Origin of the sequence: Microcoleus sp. AT8-B5 (assembly GCF_036705565.1) — a bacterium.
Classification (GTDB): domain Bacteria; phylum Cyanobacteriota; class Cyanobacteriia; order Cyanobacteriales; family Microcoleaceae; genus Microcoleus.
Window position 1 is genome coordinate 95,265 of the sequence record NZ_JAUBUY010000019.1, and the last position, 21,619, is coordinate 116,883.

Annotated in this window: 14 protein-coding genes and 1 tRNA gene; 12 read left to right on the forward strand and 3 right to left on the reverse strand. The window is 45.9% G+C overall.

Features of this window, described 5'->3' with window-relative positions:
- Positions 1 to 352 precede the first annotated feature (352 nt).
- The 7 genes from QUB39_RS15170 to QUB39_RS15200 all read left to right on the forward strand — a co-directional run bounded on the left by QUB39_RS15170 (position 353) and on the right by QUB39_RS15200 (position 10,914).
- The gene (locus QUB39_RS15170; protein ID WP_333054030.1) at positions 353 to 814 is read left to right on the forward strand and encodes a tRNA (cytidine(34)-2'-O)-methyltransferase; all 462 of its coding nucleotides are present in this window, start codon (positions 353 to 355) and stop codon (positions 812 to 814) included.
- Positions 815 to 1,397: 583 nt separating this feature from the next.
- Positions 1,398 to 3,872 carry a peptidoglycan DD-metalloendopeptidase family protein gene (locus QUB39_RS15175; RefSeq protein ID WP_333209450.1) on the forward strand — a complete coding sequence of 825 codons (2,475 nt, stop codon included), beginning with the start codon at positions 1,398 to 1,400 and terminating at the stop codon, positions 3,870 to 3,872.
- 138 nt (positions 3,873 to 4,010) lie between these two features.
- Positions 4,011 to 4,083 (forward strand) — tRNA-Met (locus QUB39_RS15180).
- A 126-nt stretch (positions 4,084 to 4,209) separates the two neighbouring features.
- The gene (locus QUB39_RS15185) at positions 4,210 to 4,809 is read left to right on the forward strand and encodes a peroxiredoxin (protein WP_015178160.1); all 600 of its coding nucleotides are present in this window, start codon (positions 4,210 to 4,212) and stop codon (positions 4,807 to 4,809) included.
- 244 nt (positions 4,810 to 5,053) lie between these two features.
- Positions 5,054 to 5,611, forward strand: a complete 558-nt coding sequence (locus QUB39_RS15190) for a redoxin domain-containing protein (RefSeq protein ID WP_333054032.1) — start codon at positions 5,054 to 5,056, stop codon at positions 5,609 to 5,611.
- 333 nt (positions 5,612 to 5,944) lie between these two features.
- On the forward strand, positions 5,945 to 10,018 hold the full coding sequence (locus QUB39_RS15195) for a hypothetical protein (protein ID WP_333209452.1): 4,074 nt from the start codon (positions 5,945 to 5,947) through the stop codon (positions 10,016 to 10,018).
- 335 nt (positions 10,019 to 10,353) lie between these two features.
- Complete coding sequence (locus tag QUB39_RS15200) at positions 10,354 to 10,914, forward strand: Uma2 family endonuclease (RefSeq protein ID WP_333054034.1); 561 nt, start codon at positions 10,354 to 10,356, stop codon at positions 10,912 to 10,914.
- A gap of 294 nt (positions 10,915 to 11,208) precedes the next feature.
- Here QUB39_RS15200 and QUB39_RS15205 read toward each other — a convergent pair whose 3' ends face one another.
- Positions 11,209 to 13,677, reverse strand: a complete 2,469-nt coding sequence (locus tag QUB39_RS15205) for an ATP-dependent Clp protease ATP-binding subunit (RefSeq protein ID WP_333054035.1) — start codon at positions 13,675 to 13,677, stop codon at positions 11,209 to 11,211.
- A 626-nt stretch (positions 13,678 to 14,303) separates the two neighbouring features.
- Here QUB39_RS15205 and QUB39_RS15210 point away from each other — a divergent pair.
- The gene (locus tag QUB39_RS15210; RefSeq protein ID WP_333209454.1) at positions 14,304 to 15,737 is read left to right on the forward strand and encodes a transposase; all 1,434 of its coding nucleotides are present in this window, start codon (positions 14,304 to 14,306) and stop codon (positions 15,735 to 15,737) included.
- 13 nt (positions 15,738 to 15,750) lie between these two features.
- Here the strand turns inward: QUB39_RS15210 and QUB39_RS15215 are convergent, their stop codons facing one another.
- Positions 15,751 to 16,317 (reverse strand): hypothetical protein, encoded by a 567-nt coding sequence (locus tag QUB39_RS15215; RefSeq protein WP_333054037.1) that lies wholly within the window; start codon positions 16,315 to 16,317, stop codon positions 15,751 to 15,753.
- Between the two features lie 122 nt (positions 16,318 to 16,439).
- Here QUB39_RS15215 and QUB39_RS15220 point away from each other — a divergent pair, with 122 nt between their 5' ends.
- From QUB39_RS15220 to QUB39_RS15230, 3 genes are all read left to right on the forward strand, one after another.
- Complete coding sequence (locus QUB39_RS15220; RefSeq protein WP_333054038.1) at positions 16,440 to 17,453, forward strand: hypothetical protein; 1,014 nt, start codon at positions 16,440 to 16,442, stop codon at positions 17,451 to 17,453.
- 157 nt (positions 17,454 to 17,610) lie between these two features.
- Positions 17,611 to 18,711, forward strand: coding sequence for a glycosyl transferase (locus QUB39_RS15225; RefSeq protein WP_333209456.1), 1,101 nt, complete (start codon positions 17,611 to 17,613; stop codon positions 18,709 to 18,711).
- 110 nt (positions 18,712 to 18,821) lie between these two features.
- Positions 18,822 to 19,238: a secondary thiamine-phosphate synthase enzyme YjbQ gene (locus tag QUB39_RS15230; RefSeq protein ID WP_006631723.1), complete on the forward strand. Its 417-nt coding sequence runs from the start codon at positions 18,822 to 18,824 to the stop codon at positions 19,236 to 19,238.
- Here the strand turns inward: QUB39_RS15230 and QUB39_RS15235 are convergent.
- Positions 19,225 to 19,740 carry a heme-binding protein gene (locus QUB39_RS15235; protein WP_333054040.1) on the reverse strand — a complete coding sequence of 172 codons (516 nt, stop codon included), beginning with the start codon at positions 19,738 to 19,740 and terminating at the stop codon, positions 19,225 to 19,227. The two genes, QUB39_RS15230 and QUB39_RS15235, sit on opposite strands and share 14 nt — an antisense overlap.
- Before the next feature lie 421 nt (positions 19,741 to 20,161).
- Between QUB39_RS15235 and QUB39_RS15240 the strand changes: the two genes are divergently transcribed.
- Positions 20,162 to 21,367 (forward strand): EAL domain-containing response regulator, encoded by a 1,206-nt coding sequence (locus tag QUB39_RS15240; RefSeq protein WP_333209458.1) that lies wholly within the window; start codon positions 20,162 to 20,164, stop codon positions 21,365 to 21,367.
- The last annotated feature ends 252 nt before the right edge of the window (positions 21,368 to 21,619 follow it).

Sequence of the window (21,619 nt, forward strand, 5' to 3'; positions counted from 1 at the left end):
TGGCTATGCGTACTCAGCGAATACAAATAGCCCGAACCTCCCGGTCAATCGATTTTAGATTTGAGATTTTAGATTTTAGATTGACTTGCGCGAGATAAATACGTTCGGCAAGTTTCATCGGATACAGGTTTTTTATTTCACCGGTCCTGAGTCTGCTTTTGGAATGAATCACGTGGCGGGTATCCTGGATGCGGGAATTGTCAAAAGTTGCAGAGCACCTCCCAAAAACCAATCAGAATATTTAATCAATGGATCTCGACAAAGGTTATAAATAAAAGCTATAAGGTATATCTACCTGTGGGTAGTTTTATAAATTTCCCAATAGCTGTATTTTTCGCTTTTAATTAGCTTCATGCCCCAACTTGTCTTGATTCACCCGCAAATCCCCCCGAATACTGGCAATATCGCCCGCACTTGCGCTGCCACAGGCACGGAACTGCATTTAGTCGGCCCGCTGGGGTTTGAAATTAGCGATCGCTACCTGAAACGGGCCGGCTTAGATTACTGGCCCTACGTCAACCTCCAGTGCCACGAAGACTTAGCGGCTTTTTTGGCCTATCGGGAGCAGCGGGGGGGACGCTCGATCGGATTCAGCACTGGCGGGCGATACAATTACGCGCAATTCCAATTTCAGCCCAGCGACTGGCTGATGTTTGGCTCGGAAACTGTAGGCATTCCCCAATACGTCTTGGATGCCTGCGACGCCACAGTTTTCATTCCGATGAGCCAGCCTGGAGTCAGGAGTTTGAACCTCTCCGTCAGTGCCGCTGTAGGTTTATTTGAGGCTAAACGACAGTTGGGGGAGCTGGGATAAATCATTATCAACACATAAATATATAGATATTTAATAGCTGGTGGAGGCTGCCAAGTCTCCATTTTCATATAAGAAATTTGTATCAAAGGGGTGAAAATCTCGATAGCCGACATTAATATATTTTATTCATTCAAAAACAGATTGTTATCAGCAACACCAAATTACTCCCAAGATGATTCAGCAACAAAAACAGAGGATTTTAGCGATTTAGGGCGCGAGCGAGTACCAGCTTGGGTCTGAACACTATATCTAGTAAATATACGGTTGTAGGCTGTCCGGAAATTAGCCTAAAGTCAGATAATAGGTAAGAGTTCAGAGCCTGTGCGGGAACGAAGATTTTATCTATTCGTTCCAGCTATTGCGGTGTAAGGCTTGTGGGGTTAATTGCAGCAGGTTTGACCGAGAATTTTAAAATTTCTGACGGTTTGAGCTTGTCTAAATTAAAAAAGCAAGGTAATCTGGCCTAAGCATGATAGCTGTCAACAATCAGAATATTTTTGCTTGTTGATTTAAACTCAGCTTCATGCGATCCCCTTGAGTGTTTCCAAGGACAGTTAGCGCTTCTCAGTAGGAGGTCGTTTTTTTGAAACGAACATATCCCCAAATTAAGCCTGTTCAGGCTAGTGAAATCGACAGAGAGGGTTCTGCGGAACCATCCAAACAGACAACGCTCAGCACAGGCAGAGTTCGCTCTCTCGCCACGATCGGGCTGGCAATATCGGTAGGTGCTTCTGGCATCCTGCTACCGAGAAATGGAGACAGCGCTCGCGCGTCTGAACTCGCACCGACATCAGAATCCACCGCTGTACAGCCAGTATCGGCCAACGGGCCGGCTACGTCCGCACAAGTTGACGGTTCCAGGGCCCAACAGCCCGGAACACCTTCTGAGTCGGTGACGGTTAAGGTGCAGGAAGGGCAAAGCCTTTGGGAGCTTTCTCGGGATTATCAAGTTGAACCGTTGGTACTAGCAACTGCCAACGAGATCCAACCCGATACCATACTCCAAGTTGGCCAACAGCTCAGAATTCCGACTGCGACGGAAGCCACACCACAACAGAACGCCGGCTATAGCACATCGGCTTCGCTAGATATCGCAGCGACGGTCAATCCAGAACAAGAGTTAAATCTGACTGGCTCCGAGCCATTGGATAGTGCAGCCATGACAGGGCTGCCATCAACCGCAGCGACCCCGCTGGTCACGACGGTACCGGAACAAAGTTCGATCGAGATCCCGAATGCAGACGGGGCGATCGACAGTTTGAAGAAACAGGAAAACCGCACCACAGAATCGGGTCGAACGATGTTCGGGTCGGAGGGGGGAGCAAATTTATCTACATCTGCGGCATTTTTGCCCGAGTCAGCACCGACGCTGACCTCCCCCGAATATGCAACTGGGACAACTATTCCTGACCTCGATGCCACACCTGTAATTCCCAATTCCGGGGGAGGTCAAGCAGCATCGCCCGATCGAGCATTCGAGTCAATTGAACAGTCTTTAGCAACACCCAGTTTGCCCACGGCTGTGCTAGTCCCCCCTGCAGGAAGTACCGCCGCGCCGGCTGAGGTTCTCTACAGCGTGCGTCCGGGAGATACAGTAGATGCGATCGCCAAAGGTCACGGCGTATCGCCCAAAGATCTGATCTCCGTCAACAAGCTCGGCAACCCCAACTTGCTGAATGTCAATCAACGGCTCAAAATACCCCAAGTTGGGTTTAAAAATCCAGGGGTGCAGGCGGCAGCCTCTTATTCTGCCTCCAACTCTACATCTGTCTGGGCGGCGAATTCGGTTCCCGCATCTTTGAACCCCAGTTCGTCTACTTCGGAAATAATAGTCGGTGCTGGCGTTGCAGCACCGGCGGCCACAGTGCCTCTTGTCTCTCCCCTGGAGAACCTGGAAGGTCTGAACAATATTTCAGCGCCGATGGTTCCCCAAATTAACAGCATTTCGCTGACTCAAGTTTCCCAAACCATTAGCGATCCACGGAAGCTGGATCTTCAAGGGGAACCAACATTTACAGGTGCTGTTGACACCAGTTCCCTGCCCTCGCCAGCCAGTGCAACTGCTACCGCCATCGCTACGGGAGAATACCCGCAGCCGATCGGGTTCGTGCCAAATACTAGCGCCCAGGGTTCAAATGCCGATCCAACTAGCGCTTTACCAGAATCGAATTCGGAGGCTCGGACTACCGCAGAAGCTCTCAACCCTTATTCCGAACGCTTGAGGGCAGAAGTTGTCAGACTGCGAGAGGAATATCGTGCCTCGCGCAATTCGATCGGCGCCAATGCGGTGTCCCTGGCTCCAAATGACGGGCCCTCGGTCAACCAGTCTGAGGATATGCCAAGTGTCAATCCATATCTCTACACCCCCGACTATACTGAGGCGGTGCAGAATGAAATCAGCAGACCGCCATCAAGAGCTTGGTCTGAGCAGGTTCAGAAGCAGCAGCAAGAGCGTTTAGACCCCGCTCGCGCAGCGGAACTGCAACCGATCAACCTGACGCCAAAAAGCACTCAGGATCAGCCGGTCGTGGCAACTGCTCCTTTGGGATCTGAGGCTTACGACCCCCTAAGCAACCCGTCTTTGGGACGCATGGTTTCTCCAGAACTGCCTCCGCTGTCGAGCCCTGACACTTATCTGCCTAACGGCAAACAACAGTCTGCTAGCCGGTTTATTTGGCCGTCTAAGGGCGTTCTGACTTCTGGCTACGGCTGGCGGTGGGGACGGATGCACAGGGGAATTGATATTGCAGGGCCGATCGGCACGCCAATTGTGGCAGCATCAGACGGGGTGGTTACCTATGCTCAGTGGAACGACGGCGGCTACGGGTATCTGGTGGAAATTACCCATCCTGACGGCACTGAGACTATCTATGCCCACAACAGCCGGATTTTGGTGCAAAAGGGTCAGAGAGTCGCTCAAGGGGAACAGATTTCAGAAATGGGGAGTACCGGCTTTAGTACCGGGCCGCACTTGCACTTTGAAATTCATCCCGCCGGACAGGGTGCTATCAACCCAATGGCTTTACTGCCCGACGATGCGTCCAGCGCTTCTCGGTAACGACTGGTCGAAAGTTATGGGTTTTGAATGATTACCAAAACTCATAACTTTTACTAGAAGTCATTAGAAATAGTGTTGTTTCAAAAGCAGACATAGCTAGCCCTACCGTGCTACGATAGTAAATCGTGAAGTAGATTTGGCTCAGTGGCGCAGTGGTTAGCGCAGGGGACTCATAAGCCCAAGGTCGCAGGTTCAAATCCCGCCTGAGCCATTATTTAATCAAAAAAACTGCGCTCTCAAATTTGAGAGCGTATTTTTTTGATCGATCGAGAAGATACTTGTAGTCGTTATGAGTATGATATATTTGTAACAGTTCGTAAAAAAGGAAACAAAATCTATGACCAGTGAATGCCTCCGGGTTGGTCAAGCTGCACCCGACTTCGCAGCAACAGCCGTAGTGGATCAGGAATTCAAGACAGTGAAACTGTCCGACTATAAAGGCAAAAAGTATGTAGTCCTGTTCTTCTACCCCTTGGACTTCACCTTTGTGTGCCCGACTGAGATTACAGCATTTAGCGATCGCTTCGAGGACTTCAAGAAAATCGATACCGAAATCCTCGGCGTATCCGTGGACAGTGAATTCTCTCACCTCGCTTGGATACAAACAGACCGTAAATCTGGCGGTGTTGGCGACCTCAACTATCCCTTAGTTGCTGACCTCAAAAAAACAATTAGTTCGGCCTACAACGTCCTCGACCCAGAAGCAGGCATTGCCCTCAGAGGTCTGTTCATCATCGACAAAGAAGGCATCATCCAACACTCTACTATCAACAATCTTGCCTTCGGCCGCAACGTGGACGAAACTCTCCGTACTCTGCAAGCTATCCAACACGTCCAGTCTCATCCCGATGAAGTTTGTCCCGCCGGCTGGCAGCCCGGTGACAAGACCATGACTCCCGATCCTGTCAAGTCTAAGGTATTCTTTGCTGCGGTTTAAGCAGATTATATTGGTAGGGACACGGCAGTGTCGTGTCCCTACCCGCAGAGGTATTCCTTTAACCTGACATCTTGCAGCAATATCAATAAGAGGATTTTTCGTGGGGTCGGGCGGGTTTATAGAACCTATTTGCAAGCTTTAAGGCTGTTGGCGAACCCGCCCCTACGGCTAATTGAGAATGCTGCAATATCTCAGTTTAACCGGATTTTTAAATTAGCAATTAGCAATTACCCAATTAGGAAATATGCTGACTTCTACTAATTTTAGCGGCTTGTTAAATGAGCGGTTTTTCCAAAATTTATTGCCTGTTCCGGCGAGTAATGTTCTGAAGCTGGGACAGATGACGCCAGATTTTGAATTGCCGGATATTAATAATGGCAAATTAGTGCGGCTGTCGAATTATCGGGGCGATAGACCGGTGGTTCTGGCTTTTACGCGGATTTTTACAGAAAAGCAATATTGCCCTTTCTGTTTTCCTCACATTAAAGCTTTGAATGAAAACTGGGAAAAATTTGCCGATCGCAATATAGAATTATTGATGGTTGCCAGTACCGACGATCGCCAAAGCCAAATTGTGGTTAGAGATTTAGGCTTGAAAATGCCTCTGCTTTCCGATCCGGGCTGTCAAGTTTTTCGGGCTTATCAAGTCGGTCAGGCTTTAGGTGCTCCTTTGCCCGCTCAGTTTGTTTTGGCTGCAGATGGAAAACTCCTCTTCAAACATTTGTTTTCTTTCATAGACCACAATGCTAGTGTGGACACTTTGCTGAAATATGTCGGTAAGGAAACCGCTGCTGTGTCCTAATTTGGAGTTTTTCACCGCTGATGTACGCTGGTTTAGGCTCATCAGCGGGATTTTTTCAGCGGTTGACCAAGAATTTCTTGATAGTACAAGCCCCCGGATTTATCCGTGGAATCAATCCAAAATCTAAAATCTAAAATCCTCAAGCCCCCGCCTTTATCTCGCGCAAGTCAATCTAAAATCTAAAATCTAAAATCTAAAATCGATTGACACTGGCTGCGACAGGTCTTTAGTAATAAATACTTATTGTGCCAATTTCGATGGCGGAATGTTGCCATGTTCGCTCGACATTAATCTAGGCTATAGCTTGAAGGTACTTAGTACAAGTTTAAGCCAATGTCGTCTCCCAAAGATCGATCGAGCAAAATTGAATTGAGCATCTTAGCGTCGCATCCTGAGTTGTTGACAGGTTTAGATGCGTGGCTGCGGCTAGGTTTACTTTCGCCCGCTGAAGTTGAGGAATTGTGCCGACAGTATTTAGTCTGCCCACTCAGAGATCCCGCTGTAGATTTTTCTGAAATTGAGAACCCGCGAGCTCCTATTGCCGATCCAAAAGTACCTGCCTTATCAACACAAAAAGCAGTACCTAGCAGCCGTGAAAGCGTTGCTAGACCCACAGAAACTACTCAAACCCCTAATTTTATCGCTCAAATTTTGCACTCGCTAATGGCAGAAATTAGCGTGATGTGGCTGTTGTTTTTAGGAGTGTTCATGGTAGTTGTCTCCTCTGGAGTCTTAGCTGCCAGTCAGTGGGAAAGATTTCCTGCCGCCGGACAATATGGAGTTTTATTAGCTTATACTTTAACCTTTTGGGCGATTAGCAGTTGGGCAAACAGACAGCAGAATTTGCACTTGACTGCTCAAACTTTGCAAGAAGTGACGCTGTTGCTAGTGCCGATCAATTTTTGGGCAATGGATACTTTTGGATTGTGGCGGTATCCTTGGGATTGGGCGGTAGCAATCGCAGCGGCACTTATTTTGACTTGGATAACTGCCCGGATTATCAAATATCAATATCAAAGCGGTTCAGGAAAAAACATCACTCGATCGATCGCCCTAAATCACTTGGGATTGAGTTATTTGCACTCTTGGTGGGCATTTGCAGGCTTTTCCCTCGCTGCTGTTTATTTGGGTACAGTGGGAACTGCTGCTACTACAGTTTATCAAGTTCAGCAACAACGATTGCAATCTATCCAAGGTGGGGGAAATACTGAAACATTCCCCGCTGGTTTCAGTTTTAGCAGAGATTTTCTGACTTACAAAAAAGCAGCTTTAGTAGCTTATTCGTTAGGAATTTTACTGGGTCGAGCGATATTTGTCAAGGATGTAAATATCGCTGAAATGGGTTTAGCTTTGGCGATTTGTGGCGTGCTTTTAGGATGGCTAGATTGGCAGCACCCCCTCGCCTCTGGGACTATTGAAAACAATATATCCGACCCGCCAAATCCCAGCAACTTTTTTCACTGGCAATTAGCGGGAATGGGTTTGTTGGGTTTGGGCTACCTGGTTTGTTTTCGCGACATTCCGCTACAGGCGATCGCCGTTAGCGGATTGGCTGTTTGGTTTTTTTATAACCGTTTAGTGCGGTTTTGGCAAGAGTTTGATTTGCTAATACTGGAGGCGGTGGGACTTCAGAGTATTTGGCTGTTTTGGCGACTGCTTCCTTTAGGGATTAAAACACAAGTTGTGGCATTTTTAACTCAGCTTACCAACTCTCAGGAAACTCCTTGGGGTTTTTGGGGTGTTCTGCTGTTGCCTTATTTAATTTTAATGGTAACTGCGGCGCAGTGGCTCTACCGCAAGCGAAAGTTTCAACTAGCCAGTTTTGGGGAAAAGGTTGCTCTCGGTTTGGGGAGCGTTTTAACTGTTATTAGTTTTGTCAATCCGTTTTGGCGATCGCTCAATTTATTATTCTCTACTTTAATTTTAGGTTGGATCGCTTGGAAATACGTAATTCCCGATAATTCCCGGCGAGTTGCGAGGCCGGATTCTGCGGCTGAAAAACCGGGAAATCCGGCAATTTTGGTTCCCATAACTCACATTATGGGTTTAGGCGCGATCGCATCTGCAATTGACTTATTCTTCCCAAACCTGACACCCAATATTTGGTCTGCAATATTATTAATATTCATGGCGAGTGAATGGGTATTTTTTGTGGGAATGAAAGCGGCAAATTTCCGAGAAAACTCTGCATTTTTTCGCTGCCATCCTGCATGGTTTCAAAATTCGTGGTATTTGGGCTTAGTATTAGCAGGGGTCAGCTTTGTCTTGTTGCAAAATTATTTGATTGTGGGTACTGCCACTCATCGCCCTCAGTGGAGTTTGCTCTGGCTGGCGACTCCTTTGGCTTTGACTGCTGTTGCTAAATATACTGAGGTTCCTCACAAACGAGTTGCCAGTACCTTTAGTAAGATCGCCCTAATATTTGCACAATTTCTAATTTTTAGTTTTCCGGGATATCGGTTAATTGGTTTGGGGGTTGCCGCCGGATTAATGTTGGTCAATACTTACTATTTAGTCGAGATACCAGCGGCGGCGATTGGAGTTGGATTTGGCTTGAGTTTCGTAGCTGCGGTGATTTATGAATTAGGTTTTGTTTCGGGTTGGGATTGGGGAATTGCCGGGGCGATCGCACTTTTGTCTCTGTGGTTGCTTCGCAGCATGATTGTTCGTTTTTCCAGCCGTTTACCTGAGCCTTCTCAATTAGCTGAAATTTACGATCGAGCTGTAGATGGGTGGGCAATCTTACTCACCGGCTTACTGTTAACAACTATTACTTTTTATTCCTATGAACTCTACGCAGCCAGTAGCTTGAGTTTCCCGCCCTCGGCTGAAGTTTTGGCTGCTATTTTGGTGATAATGGCTGCGATAATTTTCCGAAGTTTACGCCAACTTTCCCCTCTGGCAATTTATGCCTTGGCTTGGAGTTTGGAGTTGTTGACAGCAGTCGGTTTAAGTTTTGTCGATCGCACGACGATTAATTTGGCAGTTGCTAATATCGCTCTCGGATTGTTTACTCAATTATTGGGTGATGTGTGGCGGCGCCGTCACCGCGAGCAAACAATTTTACCGAGCATTCATGTTATACCTTTGGTTTACGGGGTATTGGGTTTAACTTTCCGATCGCACACTTTGACGAATTGGACTGGTTTAAATGTGTTGGGGGCGTCTTTAATTGCGATCGGCATTGGTAGGCGGGAACCAGAATTCAAACCTTTGGTTTATTTAGGATTAATTGGCGTTTCCGTTGCTGCTTGCGAATCGCTACTATATCAAATTTTTCAAACACCAGGAGGAGCTTTTGGCGACGGCTTAATTGTCCTGGCCACTCTCGGCACAAGTTTAACATATATCTATCGCATTTTATCTCCTTGGCTCAGCAATTATTTACATTTAACTAACGCAGAGTTAAAAATATTTGCTCACCTGCACTGGGTTTTGAGCAGTTGGCTGCTGATTTGGGCTTCTGCGAATGATATTAAGTCCGGTATAAGTTTAGGATTAGTCACTGGTGCTTTATTAGTTCAATATGCTTTCTTGCAAGGGCGAAATAATCTCGATCGCCAATGGGCAGAAATTTGGATTTACTTGGGCTGGCTAGAAGCCTTTGGCATCCGGCTTTATTGGATCAATACGCCTTTAGTTAAGTATATTTCCGGGCCGCTGGGGCCGTGGAAAGTTGCCCTCGCTTCTCTATTTGCCTATTTCATTTACATTTTGCCTTGGGAAAACTGGGGTTGGTCAAAAAAACCTTGGCAGGTAATTGCTTCGCTGATTCCAATAGTGACTATTTTGGAAAGTCCGGCTAAGTTTTATCCGATTAGCTTGCTGATAGCTGCTACCTTCTATTTTTTCCTAGCTTGGGAAAAGGAGGAAGTCCGTTTTACCTATGTGAGTGTGGCGATAATTGACTGGATAATTCTGCGGTGGTTCTGGCAAATAGGATTGACTCAGCCAGAGTTTTATGTTACTCCTTTAGGACTTTCTTTACTTTACATTACTCAGTTCGTGAAGCGTAGCTATCCCGTAGGGAATCGTACTCTCAAATTACCCGCACAAAAACCGCTGCGCCACAATCTGCGAATGCTTGCAACTGCGCTGATTTGCGGGATGCCTCTTTTGACTCAGCAAAGCCACGGTTTAGTTGCGGGGGCTTTTAGTTTGGCGGCTATTGCCGCAGGTTTGGCGCTGCGAGTTCGGGCGTTTTTGTTTGTGGGAACGGCTGTATTTTTAATCAATGTTTTCTATCAGTTGGTGGTTCTGATATTCGATTATCCGCTGATTAAATGGGCGATTGGTTTGGCTTTTGGGATTGTGTTTATCTGGATTGCTGCTACTTTTGAAACGCGGCGCGATCGCATTTCCGCTGTCGTGCAGCATTGGGTTGTACAATTGCAATCGTGGGATTAAATTTTCCCTTAATCAACTTTTGTTGGGTGGTTAGGGTGGGTTTACCAAAACCCTAACCCTATGATTATTTGTTGATGAAGTTTTGAAAAATCGCCTTTTTTTTTTTTGGTAAAAAGCTTGACACTGTTAGCTTGACAATGTATTATTTAATAATGGGAATAGTGGCAATTTTAAAATTTAAGTTACTACTCCCATTATTTAAAATATACCTTAAAAGCAAACTAAGATCAATAGGTAAAAATTCCTTTTTTTGCGCCGCGATTTGAGATTGTGAAAGCAGCAAAGGCGATGAAACAGAAAAAGGGCAACTAAAAGGAGCGCCAAATAAATAAATTATGACAACTCAGTTTATGAAGCGCCTGTTCACAGTAAAAGAATATCATCAGATGATTGAATCTGGCATCTTGACAAAAGATGATAAAGTTGAATTGATTCGAGGAGAAATCGTTCAAATGGCCGCCGTTGGTAGAAGGCATACATCTCATGTCAAGCGTCTGACAGAGTTATTCTATATCCGTTTATTATCGAGAGTAACCATTGGAGTTCAAGATCCGGTAGAATTGGACGATCGCTCGGAACCTGAACCGGATATTTCTTTACTGCGGCGGCGCGATGATTTTTACGAATCGGGACATCCTCAGTCTGAGGATATTTTACTAATTGTGGAAGTAGCGGATGCAACCGCTGAAACTGACAGAAATATCAAAATTCCTCTTTATGCGGAAGACAATATTGTAGAAGTTTGGCTGGTAGATATTAACGAGCAATGTGTAGTAGTTTATCGCGAACCTTCTCCTTCGGGATATCAAAATATTCAAAGATTTCAGCGGGGTCAGGTTTTATCTATTCTAGCTTTTCCAGACATAGAAATTGCTGTAGATAATGTGTTGGGATAATAGAGTCATAACTCATACCATTTTAGATTTTAGATTTTAGATTTTAGAATTGGGAATCATATCGTTTCCGGTTGTATCGGAATGATTTAACCGCAGAGGGCGCAGAGAACGCAGAGGGAGAGAATACAGAGAGGAATAATGTCCGATGCTACCGAATTTGATATGACTGATTATATAAGGATTTGGAGCTTGCCTAAAGTTGCTTTTTTTCAACTGGTTTCATTTAATTAAAAACCCGGTTTCTCGGAGAAACCGGGTTTTTAATTAACAGTATTTATCCGTTGGTAGAGTGCATTAATGGCTTAATGCGAATTCGGGCAATTTCGGCTCAGATGGGCCATCGGGCACTATCTTAACCTGACCGTTTTCATCCACATCAACGATCGCCTTTTGGCCGTCTTTTAGCTTCCCAGACAGCATTTCCTCAGCCAGTACATCTTCCAACAACCGCATGATTGCGCGGCGCAAAGGTCGAGCACCGTAGCTGGGATTGTAGCCTTCTGTAACTAACAAGTCCTTGAACCGGTCTGTCACCGACAAAGTAATACCCTGTTCGGTTAAGCGGCTGAAGACTTGCTGCAACATAATGTCCGCAATCTGCTTCACTTCTTCCCTGTTCAACTGGCGGAAGACGATAATCTCATCCAAGCGGTTGATAAATTCGGGACGGAAAAACTGTTTCAGTTCTTCGTTTACCAAGCTGCGAACGCGGTTGTACTGAACGTCTGCTGCACTGTCAGCAAACTCGAAACCGAGGCCGCCGCCGCCTTTTTCAATTACTCGCGAACCGATGTTTGATGTCATGATCAGCAGTGTATTCTTAAAGTCTACTGTCCGACCTTTAGCATCAGTTAAGCGGCCGTCTTCTAAGATTTGCAGCATCATGTTGAAGACATCTGGGTGAGCTTTTTCGATTTCGTCGAACAAGATGACTGTGTAAGGACGGCGCCGGACTGCTTCTGTTAGTTGGCCACCTTCGTCGTAGCCAACGTAACCCGGAGGCGAACCGATGAGTTTGGAAACCGTGTGGCGTTCCATGAATTCGGACATATCTAACCGAATCATGGCTTCTTCGGAACCGAAGAAATATGTTGCTAGGGCTTTTGTAAGTTCGGTTTTGCCGACGCCTGTGGGCCCGGAAAAGATGAAACTGGCGATCGGGCGATTCGGATTTTTCAAGCCTACCCGCGCGCGACGGATAGCCCTAGAAACTGCGCTGACAGCTTCTTCTTGACCGATCAAGCGCTGGTGCAGCGTGTCTTCCATGTGCAGCAGCAATTCCGATTCGGATTCTGTCAGCTTGCTGACTGGTACTCCCGTCCAATTAGCCACGATGTGGGCGATGTCTTCTTCGGTGACAATGGGAGAAGTTTTGAGTTGGCTTTTGTTGATCGTAGCTTCGGCGATTTCGGCTTCTATTTCTAATTCGCGATCGCGCAATTTTCCAGCTTTGTCGAAGTCTTGCTCGCGCACTGCTGCATCTTTTTCTTTTGTTACTGCGGGCAGTTGCTTTTTGAGCTCTTTAACTTCGGGCGGGGTTTGCGAATTCATCACGCGGACGCGGGAACCTGCTTCGTCAATTAAGTCGATCGCCTTGTCTGGCAAAAACCGATCGTTAATGTACCTGTCTGACAGTGTGGCCGCTGCTTCTAAAGCTGCGTCGGAAATTGTCAGTCTGTGATGCTGTTCGTAAGCCGATCGCAACCCGTACAATATTTCTATTGTTTCAGCCACGCTCGGTTCACCGACTTTTATCGGTTGGAAGCGCCGTTCTAAGGCAGCGTCGCGCTCGATGTGTTTGCGATATTCGTCCAAGGTAGTGGCGCCGACACACTGCAATTCGCCTCTAGCAAGGGCGGGTTTGAGCATATTGGAGGCGTCCATGCTACCTTGAATTGCGCCTGCACCGACTAAGGTGTGAATTTCATCGATTACCAGAATGATGTTGCCTGCAGCGCGAATTTCGGCCATGATTTTCGTCAGCCGTTCTTCAAATTCGCCTCGGAACTTTGTACCAGCAATCAGCGAACCCATATCGAGGCTGATTACTTGTTTGTCTTCTAAAATTTCCGGGACGTTTCTGTTAACAATTCGCTGGGCTAGGCCTTCGGCGAGGGCTGTTTTGCCGACTCCCGGTTCGCCTACTAACACTGGATTGTTCTTCGTGCGGCGGCCGAGCACTTGGATCACGCGCTCGATTTCATTTTCGCGGCCCACTACGGGGTCGAGTTTGCCGGCTGCGGCTAACTTGGTCAGGTTTGTGCCGAATTCTTCTAAAGTCGGGATTTTGCGATCGCCGCTATCTCCCCTGCCTCCGGGTACCGCCGCGACTTCTCCCACGGCACGAATTACCTGCGTGCGGACTCTCTGGCGATCGATCCCCAAGTTTTGCAGCACCTTCGCCGCCACCCCTTCATCGTCCTGAATCAGCCCCAGCAGGATGTGCTCGGTGCCGATGTAATTGTGGCCTAACTGCCGCGCTTCGTTCAGGGCCGTCTCAAAAATGCGCTTAACGCGGGGCGTAAAAGGAATTTCTGGCGGGAGGAACCCAGAACCTCTGCCGATGATATTTTCGATTTCATTGCGCGCCTCTTTCAAGTTGAGGCCCATATCCAGTAATACTTTTGCAGCGATGCCAGTGCCTTCGCCGACGAGTCCCAGAAGAATTTGCTCGGTGCCTACAAAATTGTGACCGAGGCGTCGCGCTTCCTCTTGGGCTAGCATGATTGCTTTAATGGCTTGTTCTGTAAAGCGTTCAAACATATTTTTTCTATCCTACTGTCTTGGCGAGGGCTGTATCGCTGCTGGTGAGGAGCGATTTGGAACACTACACAAATTATAGATGTAAATTTTTGTGTATTTCCTTCTATAACAATGTATCTTGCTAAAGGGGTAGGGACAGTGGGGAGACCCGAATACTATAGGTGTGGTTGCCGTCTCGCAGTACGATCGACAAATGGCAGTGTAAATTAACTACCAGCCGGGAAGTCCCTCGGTATATTCAAAGGGGACGCATCTGAGCGCTGCGCCCCGTACCCCGAATAAATTACTCCTTGGGATGAAAGGCTCGTCGGGTTTCGGTACCGAAACCGACAATTATTCTTTTATACCCCAAGATGATCGGGAAATACTCTGATACTAAATTAGCAAGTGGGGGTGGAACTACCTCACTATAAAAAGCATGAGAAAAAAAAGGAAAAAGAAGCCTGCGGTCTAACTGTACTCAGTTGACCGTCAGGTTTGTTCACATTTGGCTACTATGAATCAATCTTCGGGAGCATCTTGATTTTTTGATGTACCTTCCAAGTATTGAAATAGTAATTTTTGGTATGGCATTTTGGACACACATAAACTATACTATCCAAAGGTCGAAAAAAGGAAGCTTAAAAATGCAGCTAACTTATAAATACCGCCTCAAACCCACAAAAGCCCAACTAACAACAATTGTGGCTCATCTAGAGCTTTGTCGTCGGCAGTACAACTACCGACTCAGCGAAAGATTTAGATGGTGGGAAGCCACGAGAACGCCCGTCAACGCCTGCCCTTTGATTGTTTCGATAGTCCCTGTGGAGGAGATTTATCGAAATATTCCTTTGACGAGAGTGCAGACTAGGGATGGTAGGAAGAAGGATGAATTAGGCAATCCTTTAACCAGGAAAGGCGACGTTTTCTCGAACCTTGAAGGCGGATATGTACAGTGGCAGACGATACAACTTGCCGACCTGAAAAACACTAAGAAGCTGTTTCCTGATTATAAAGTGTTAGATTCTCAGGTCTTACAAGATGTCGTTAACAGAGTTGAAACTTCCTTTTCAAACTTTACCACGCCCGACAAGAATGGTAATCGTAGAGGTAAGCCCAAATTCAAGGGGCTTCATTACTACAAATCCTTCACATACCCTCAACTAGATAATTTACATATCGTTAAGGACGAGCAAAACAGGATTTGTATTGACCTAGCAAAGATAGGTCAAGTGCCGATGGTATTCCATCGTCCAATACCAACAGGGTTCAAAGTTAAGACGGGCAGTGTTATCAGAGAAGCAGATGGGTGGTATATTTCCTTGACGCTAGAAGATAAGACGGTTCCCGTAACGGTTACAGAAATTCAACCGACGGTCGAAAATACTGTTGGTATAGATATGGGGATAACCCATTACGTCTATCTTTCCAATGGCAGAAGAGTTGAGAATCCTAGATTCTTGAGGAAGTCGGCCCAGAAGTTAGCAAGGCTTCAAGCGAAGTTAGCTGGTAGAGTAAAGGGTTCTAAACCTTGGAAGATTATCAAGGGCAAGATTTCCAGACTCCATCAGTTTGTAGCTAGAACTAGATTAGATTTTCAGTTCAAAACAGCACATGAGCTATTCAGTAAATGCGATGTTTTAGTTGTTGAAGACTTGAGCGTCAAAAATCTAACTAGACGTGCCAAGCCCAAGACCGATATTGAGGATGGTAATTTGGTTTACTTGCCGAACGGTCAGTCAGCTAAGAGCGGTTTGAATAAATCAATGCTTGATGCTGCTCACGGGCAATTTGCTAGCGTCCTAAAATATGTCGCCTGGAAGCTAGGTAAAAGCGTTTTGTTTGTTGACCCGAAAGGAACTTCTCAACATTGCTGGAAATGTATCAATAAAGTCCCGAAAGAATTATCGGAACGCTGGCATTCCTGTCAGTGCGGAGAATCTTTGGATCGAGATGAAAATTCAGCTAAACTTATTAGAAAGATTGGTCTGAGTTACAAAAGTGGCGGGGGAACTCCGTCACTCAAAAAAGCCTTTGCAAAAAAGGAAAAAGAAGCCTGCGGTCTAACTGTACCCAGTTGACCGTCAGGTTAGTTCACAGCCATCGTGAAAGCAACTGTTCAATTACTTCCACAAAGCCGATCGCAATTTGGATCAATGGCCAACCCACCAAACAAATTAACACCGCCCAGCGAGTTTTAATATCCAAACCTTGGCGAACCGCCACAATTACAGCTAGCAAACTCCACACAGCTAATATCCGCTCAATTCCTTCTCCCAGCAAAGGAATCAACGTTAAGAAATTCAGCACTTGGGGGGCGTAGGCAAAGCCGATCGGAACCAGCAACTCCCCATAAGTTACGTGTCCCGGCTTCAGCCACTCCCCGATTTTAAAGATAGTGAAAGTCCAAAAATAATAACCCCCCGCGACTGCCAAACCCTCTATCAAAAGTCCTAGAAATAATACTGATGGCTCAGTTCGGTTGATTAACAATATCGCAGCACTGCCCAACACGCGGGACAGCGCAGCTAAAATTACAATTGTTAAAGCTATTCGCTTAGTTCTGCGAGTGTAGGGAGTTTTTTCGTAAAAATTGCCGTTCAATGAAAGTGCGTTCCAAAGGGTTGCCCCCAAACTTGCAATTGAATCTTCTCCCTTCACGTTGAACTCCTGCTCCTCAAGATAGTTGACAACTTTTACAAAATAAGCTCTAATACAGCAGAATCACCGAAGTATTTCTAGGTAATTAAGTAATTAATTGGCATTCTACCAGATTTTATTAAATGCTAAGATTGATTTTACGGATACTTGCATGGCTGCGCGGGGGAAGTTTAAATTTGTTGCTCATCGCAGGTGTAATCCTGATAATTTGGGGCATTCTTTCGCCGGTGGGAACTGTTATATGGTGGCTGAATCAAAGTGCTGAAACTTTTGGTATCAAGAAAAATCCGCCGGAGATACTGCCCTCAAACAAGGGCAATCTAGAAGCCCGCAAGTCTTCGCCACTCAATTGTTATATCATCTTTTTATCGGGAGTTGGCGATTTTTCCGGGGACGAATTAACCCCAGGTGAAGAGTTGTTTCTCAAGCGTTTAGTTAAAAGTCACCCGCAGTGCGTAGCAGTGGGCGATGTTTTTCCTTATTCAGCTTCTAACAAAAGTTTAGGAGGAGAGCGCTGGCTAGCTCCTTTTTGGCGGTTTGCAGAACAGGCAAAAAGCGGGCCGATTGCGGGAGATATATTAATTAAAATTCGCAATCTCTGGAGATTTGCAATTTCTCTAGATTATCGCTACGGCTTTGCATATAATCAGGGATTGGCTAAGGCAATTATCGATCGCATGAATGCTCAATCTCCCATTTCAGTTAATTCTCAAAAACCTGTGAAAGTTATTTTAATTGGCACTAGCGGCGGAGCACAAGTTGCTTTGGGTGCTACTCGCTATCTTAAAGAATGGCTGAAGGCAGAAATTACGGTTGTTTCGGTTGGGGGCGTGTTTTCGGGAGAAAATGGTTTTGCAGAAGCCGATCGCATTTTCCACTTTCGCGGCACTCGCGATTCAGTTGAGGATATTGGCGGCATAGTTTTTCCCAGTCGCTGGTACTGGTACGCGACTTCTCCTTTCAACCAAGCTCGTTTGCAAGGCCGCTATGCAGCAGCTTTGAGCGGCCCTCACAAGCACGACGGCGATGAGGGATATTTTGGGGAAAATCTGGCGGCGGACGGCAAAAAGTATGTAGATATAACCCTGGACAAGATTAATCAATTGCCTGTTTGGTCTGAGGGCGCGTCTGATTGATAAATTCTTGCGTATTCGATAGTCATTAGTTATTAATTGTGTCATTGTTGGTTGTGCGTTGCTTGAAGCTTGGCCTTGTTGCCTTCCAGTCTCTACATCCAATGCCCAATGCCCAATGCCCAATTCCTAATTCCTAATTCCCCATTCCCTATTATCAATGTCTAGACCAACATTATATATTGCCATCACGAATCACGGATTCGGTCACGCTGTCCGAGTTGCGTCCGTAGCTGCAAAAATTCAAGAATTAAATCCAGATATTTTACTAATTATCACAACAACAGCACCTCGCTGGCTGCTAGAATCTTACATTGGTGGCGACTTTATCCACCGTCCCCGCGCTTTTGATGTGGGTGTGGTGCAAGCTGACAGTTTGAATATGGATAAAGACGCGACGCTGGAAAAATTGCGGGAAATTCGGAAAAAGCAAAATTCCCTAATTGCCAGCGAAGTTACTTTTATCAAGCAAAATCGGGTGGGCTTGGTGCTGGCAGATATTCCTCCTTTGGCAACGCGAATGGCGGCAGCGGCTGGGGTTCCTTGCTGGATGATGAGCAATTTTGGGTGGGATTTTATCTATCGCGATTGGGGCGGGGAATTTGTAGAAATGGCAGATTGGATTGGTGAGTGTTTCGGAATGTGCGATCGGCTTTTTCGTCTTCCTTTGCACGAACCGATGGCAGCTTTCCCAAATATTCAAGATGTGGGCTTGACTGGCGGCAATCCTCGCTACAGTAACGATAAAGTTCGGGAAGCATTCGGCATCGAAACACCGCTGGAAAAAACTGTATTGCTGACGTTCGGCGGATTGGGTTTAGAGGAAATTCCTTATCAAAATTTACAGCAATTTAGCGACTGGCAATTTATTACTTTTGATGCGGGAGCACCCGATTTGCCAAATTTGATTTATGTCAAAAATGAAGAGTTTACACAATCTTTCCCGATTTTACCGCGTCCGGTTGATATTATGCCTGTCTGCGGGCGCTTAGTTTCTAAACCCGGATACAGCACTTTTGCGGAAGCTTTTCGCTTGGAAATACCTGTTGTTTCTATCATGAGAGAAGGTTTTGCAGAAGCTGCGGTGTTGCTGGAATGGCTTCAAAATTATGCGGAACATCAAATTGTGACGGCGGCGGAGTTTTTTGAGGGGGATTGGGAGTTTTTGCGACAACCGCTGCATCCGCCGCGTTTGTCGGATAAATTGGATAAAAATGGTACGGAGGCGATCGCCCAAGCTGTTGTAGACTATTTTTCATAAGTCCGATTAGAAATCGATCTTACACAAACAAAGTCTACCTCCGCCAACAGAAGAGTTTGGCATCAGTCTCATCCAAAATCTAAAATCTAAAATCTAAAATCTAAAATCGAATGAATCACTATCAACAGATACTCAAGATTCAAACTACCGGGAAATCTCTGTCCAAAATCACTCCTAAGATAGAAGATGCGGTGGCGAATTCAGGTATTAAAACGGGACTTTGCAGCTTATTTTTGCGCCATACTTCTGCTAGTTTGGTGATTCAAGAAAATGCTGACCCGGATGTACTTAAGGATTTGGCTAACTTTTTGGCTAAACTGGTACCGGAGGACGATCGCTACATTCACGATGCCGAAGGCCCAGACGATATGCCGGCGCACATTCGCACTGCGCTGACTCATACTTCTGAACAAATCCCGATCGATCGCGGCAGGTTGCTGTTAGGAACTTGGCAGGGAATTTACCTGTGGGAACACCGCCAGCGGGGTCACATTCGCGAATTAGTTGTTCACGTCAGCGGCACTTGATCGGAATTTGTACCTCGCTGATTTTAGTTGCTTCCGGCGTCATCGGGGAATTGTAAAAAAAACGGCGCGGCGGCCCGACTATTTCGTATTCAGGATGTTCTTGAAGCCAATCTTTGAGTTTCTGGAGGTTATTTTCGTAGCTTTCCCAAGTGTAGGCCCCGCCCACGCCAATGCTGACAACCGTCATCGGCGAAGTATCCGTGATTTCTACAGCGGAGTTAACGCTGCTGGGGGCGATATTTGGTGTGGGATAGAGGAACGAAACTTCAGCTTGGGGAACAGCATCGATTGCCTCGGAAGTTTCCGTATAGCGCGCTTCTACTGGCGTTGTCATCGCAATTTGGTTGTTGCTGATGTGTTGAAATAAGGGATTGAAGGCGATGCCAGTTGCTTGTCGCAAATCGCCCGCGTGGGTGTAGGTGACAGCGCGGTACTGAGGATATTGCTTCACTTCTATCACCCCAATCTGTGCGGGTTCAGGGAATCCAGTAGGTAATACCATTTGAGATTTAAAAGTTGAGATTTTACATTGAAGAATGGGGAAAGACTGACTCCGCAAGGGTTTGGAACTTGCTTGCAGTTGCATGGTTTTTGGCAACTGATATAAATAGGCTGAGATTGTTTGCAGACAATCGTTCAGGTGGCACAATTAGTTTAGCAGTTATTTAAGGCGCTGCTAACTATCGATCGCCTAGAATTAGTTGAGAGATTATTAATTAACCTCGTAATAATACGGACGGCACTGACTAAGCAGAGAAACATTAATCTAGTTGTGCTTGAAAAATTAGCGTTTTTCAGGTGTTTGCTATTTGTGTCGGAAAATATTCGGCTGTTGGGCCCATCGATCTGTGCGTTCTCAGTTATTGGGACGCTTATCGCGTTCAGTAACGCCTATCAATTATACCGCTTTCAGGGAATGACGTATGAAAAAGATTCTAGTGATTGAGGACGAGCAAGTAATTCGGGAGAATATTCTCAAACTCCTCAAAGCTGAAGGTTTCGACGTGACGGGTGCAGAAAATGGATCGCAAGGTTTATATGCGGCGGTGTCAAATCTTCCAGACGTGATTATTTGCGACGTGATGATGCCAGAACTTGACGGGTATGGGGTGCTGATGGCCTTGCGATCTAATCCTGTTACTGCTACAGTACCTTTTGTTTTTCTCACCGGTAAAGCCGATCGCTCTGAAATGCGGCAAGGTATGGAATTGGGGGCAGATGATTACCTGACTAAACCTTTTAGTAAAGCTGAACTTGTGGGCGCGATATCGAGCCGCTTGAAAAAACAAGAAGCTGTTGCTGAACAGTACAATACTTTGCGATCGCAAAGCAGCGAATTTATCCAAAAGACTGCCGACAAACTAGAGCAGATCAAAACTCGTTTGTGCAACGCACTGGAACGAGAAGAATTCCAAGTTTACTATCAGCCGCAGGTCAATGTCCAGACTGGTAAAATTATGAGCGCAGAAGCTTTAGTGCGCTGGGTACATCCAGAAAAAGGGCTGATTTCGCCCGCAGAATTTATTCCCCATGCCGAAGAAACTGGCTTCATTGTAGAGTTAGGTGAGTGGGTTTTGCAGACAGCTTGCAAGCAAATGCAAGTTTGGCAAAATGCTGGTTTTTCGGGGCTGCGGGTAGCGGTGAATCTGTCGCCACGCCAATTTCACCAACCGGATCTCAGCAGCAGAGTTGCCCAAATTTTAGCAGAAACTGGTTTGGAAGCGAGCAGTTTGGAATTAGAGCTGACAGAAAGTTTGATGGTAGAGGATGCCGAAAGTGCGATCGCGACTTTGCAACATTTGAAAAATTTGGGAGTTTGTATATCTCTTGACGATTTCGGCACTGGGTATTCTTCTTTAAGCTATCTGACGCAATACCCCTTCGATACTTTAAAAATAGACCGATGTTTTATCAGCAATATTACCGATGGTTGCACAAATGCAGCGATTGTGAAAGCTATTATTGAAATGGCGCACAGTCTCTGTCTTGAGGTAATTGCCGAAGGAGTTGAAACAGAAGCAGAAAAAGATTTTCTCTGGCGCTATAAGTGCGATATAATGCAAGGATATTTGTTTAGTCCTCCTTTGGCTGCAGCGGATTTTGAATACTTGTTAATGACCGGAAAATAAAATATCTATAAAGTCAATATAGAGCAGATAATTAAGTGCCATAGTTGGGGTAAAATATGTTTTTATAATCTACCAGTAACGTTGAGTAAATCAAGTCAAGCAATACAATAAGGATGTTTACATAGCTGTTAAACTAGCTCGATAGTATTTTTAGCTATTTTGTCCAAATTGCTTGTCATTGTCAACCTCGGAGAACTGGGCGTGCTGATGCAGTTTGGTAAAGTGCAATAACAGTTAGTAGGAGAAGAAAAT

What these genes read in the sequence shown, in the direction of transcription:
- QUB39_RS15170 (WP_333054030.1), top strand. Translation starts at nt 353, where the DNA reads ATGCCCCAACTTGTCTTGATTCACCCGCAAATCCCCCCGAATACTGGC.
- QUB39_RS15185 (WP_015178160.1), top strand. Translation starts at nt 4,210, where the DNA reads ATGACCAGTGAATGCCTCCGGGTTGGTCAAGCTGCACCCGACTTCGCA.
- QUB39_RS15190 (WP_333054032.1), top strand. Translation starts at nt 5,054, where the DNA reads ATGCTGACTTCTACTAATTTTAGCGGCTTGTTAAATGAGCGGTTTTTC.
- QUB39_RS15195 (WP_333209452.1), top strand. Translation starts at nt 5,945, where the DNA reads ATGTCGTCTCCCAAAGATCGATCGAGCAAAATTGAATTGAGCATCTTA.
- QUB39_RS15200 (WP_333054034.1), top strand. Translation starts at nt 10,354, where the DNA reads ATGACAACTCAGTTTATGAAGCGCCTGTTCACAGTAAAAGAATATCAT.
- QUB39_RS15205 (WP_333054035.1), bottom strand. Translation starts at nt 13,677, where the DNA reads ATGTTTGAACGCTTTACAGAACAAGCCATTAAAGCAATCATGCTAGCC.
- QUB39_RS15210 (WP_333209454.1), top strand. Translation starts at nt 14,304, where the DNA reads ATGCAGCTAACTTATAAATACCGCCTCAAACCCACAAAAGCCCAACTA.
- QUB39_RS15220 (WP_333054038.1), top strand. Translation starts at nt 16,440, where the DNA reads ATGCTAAGATTGATTTTACGGATACTTGCATGGCTGCGCGGGGGAAGT.
- QUB39_RS15225 (WP_333209456.1), top strand. Translation starts at nt 17,611, where the DNA reads ATGTCTAGACCAACATTATATATTGCCATCACGAATCACGGATTCGGT.
- QUB39_RS15230 (WP_006631723.1), top strand. Translation starts at nt 18,822, where the DNA reads ATGAATCACTATCAACAGATACTCAAGATTCAAACTACCGGGAAATCT.
- QUB39_RS15235 (WP_333054040.1), bottom strand. Translation starts at nt 19,740, where the DNA reads ATGGTATTACCTACTGGATTCCCTGAACCCGCACAGATTGGGGTGATA.
- QUB39_RS15240 (WP_333209458.1), top strand. Translation starts at nt 20,162, where the DNA reads ATGAAAAAGATTCTAGTGATTGAGGACGAGCAAGTAATTCGGGAGAAT.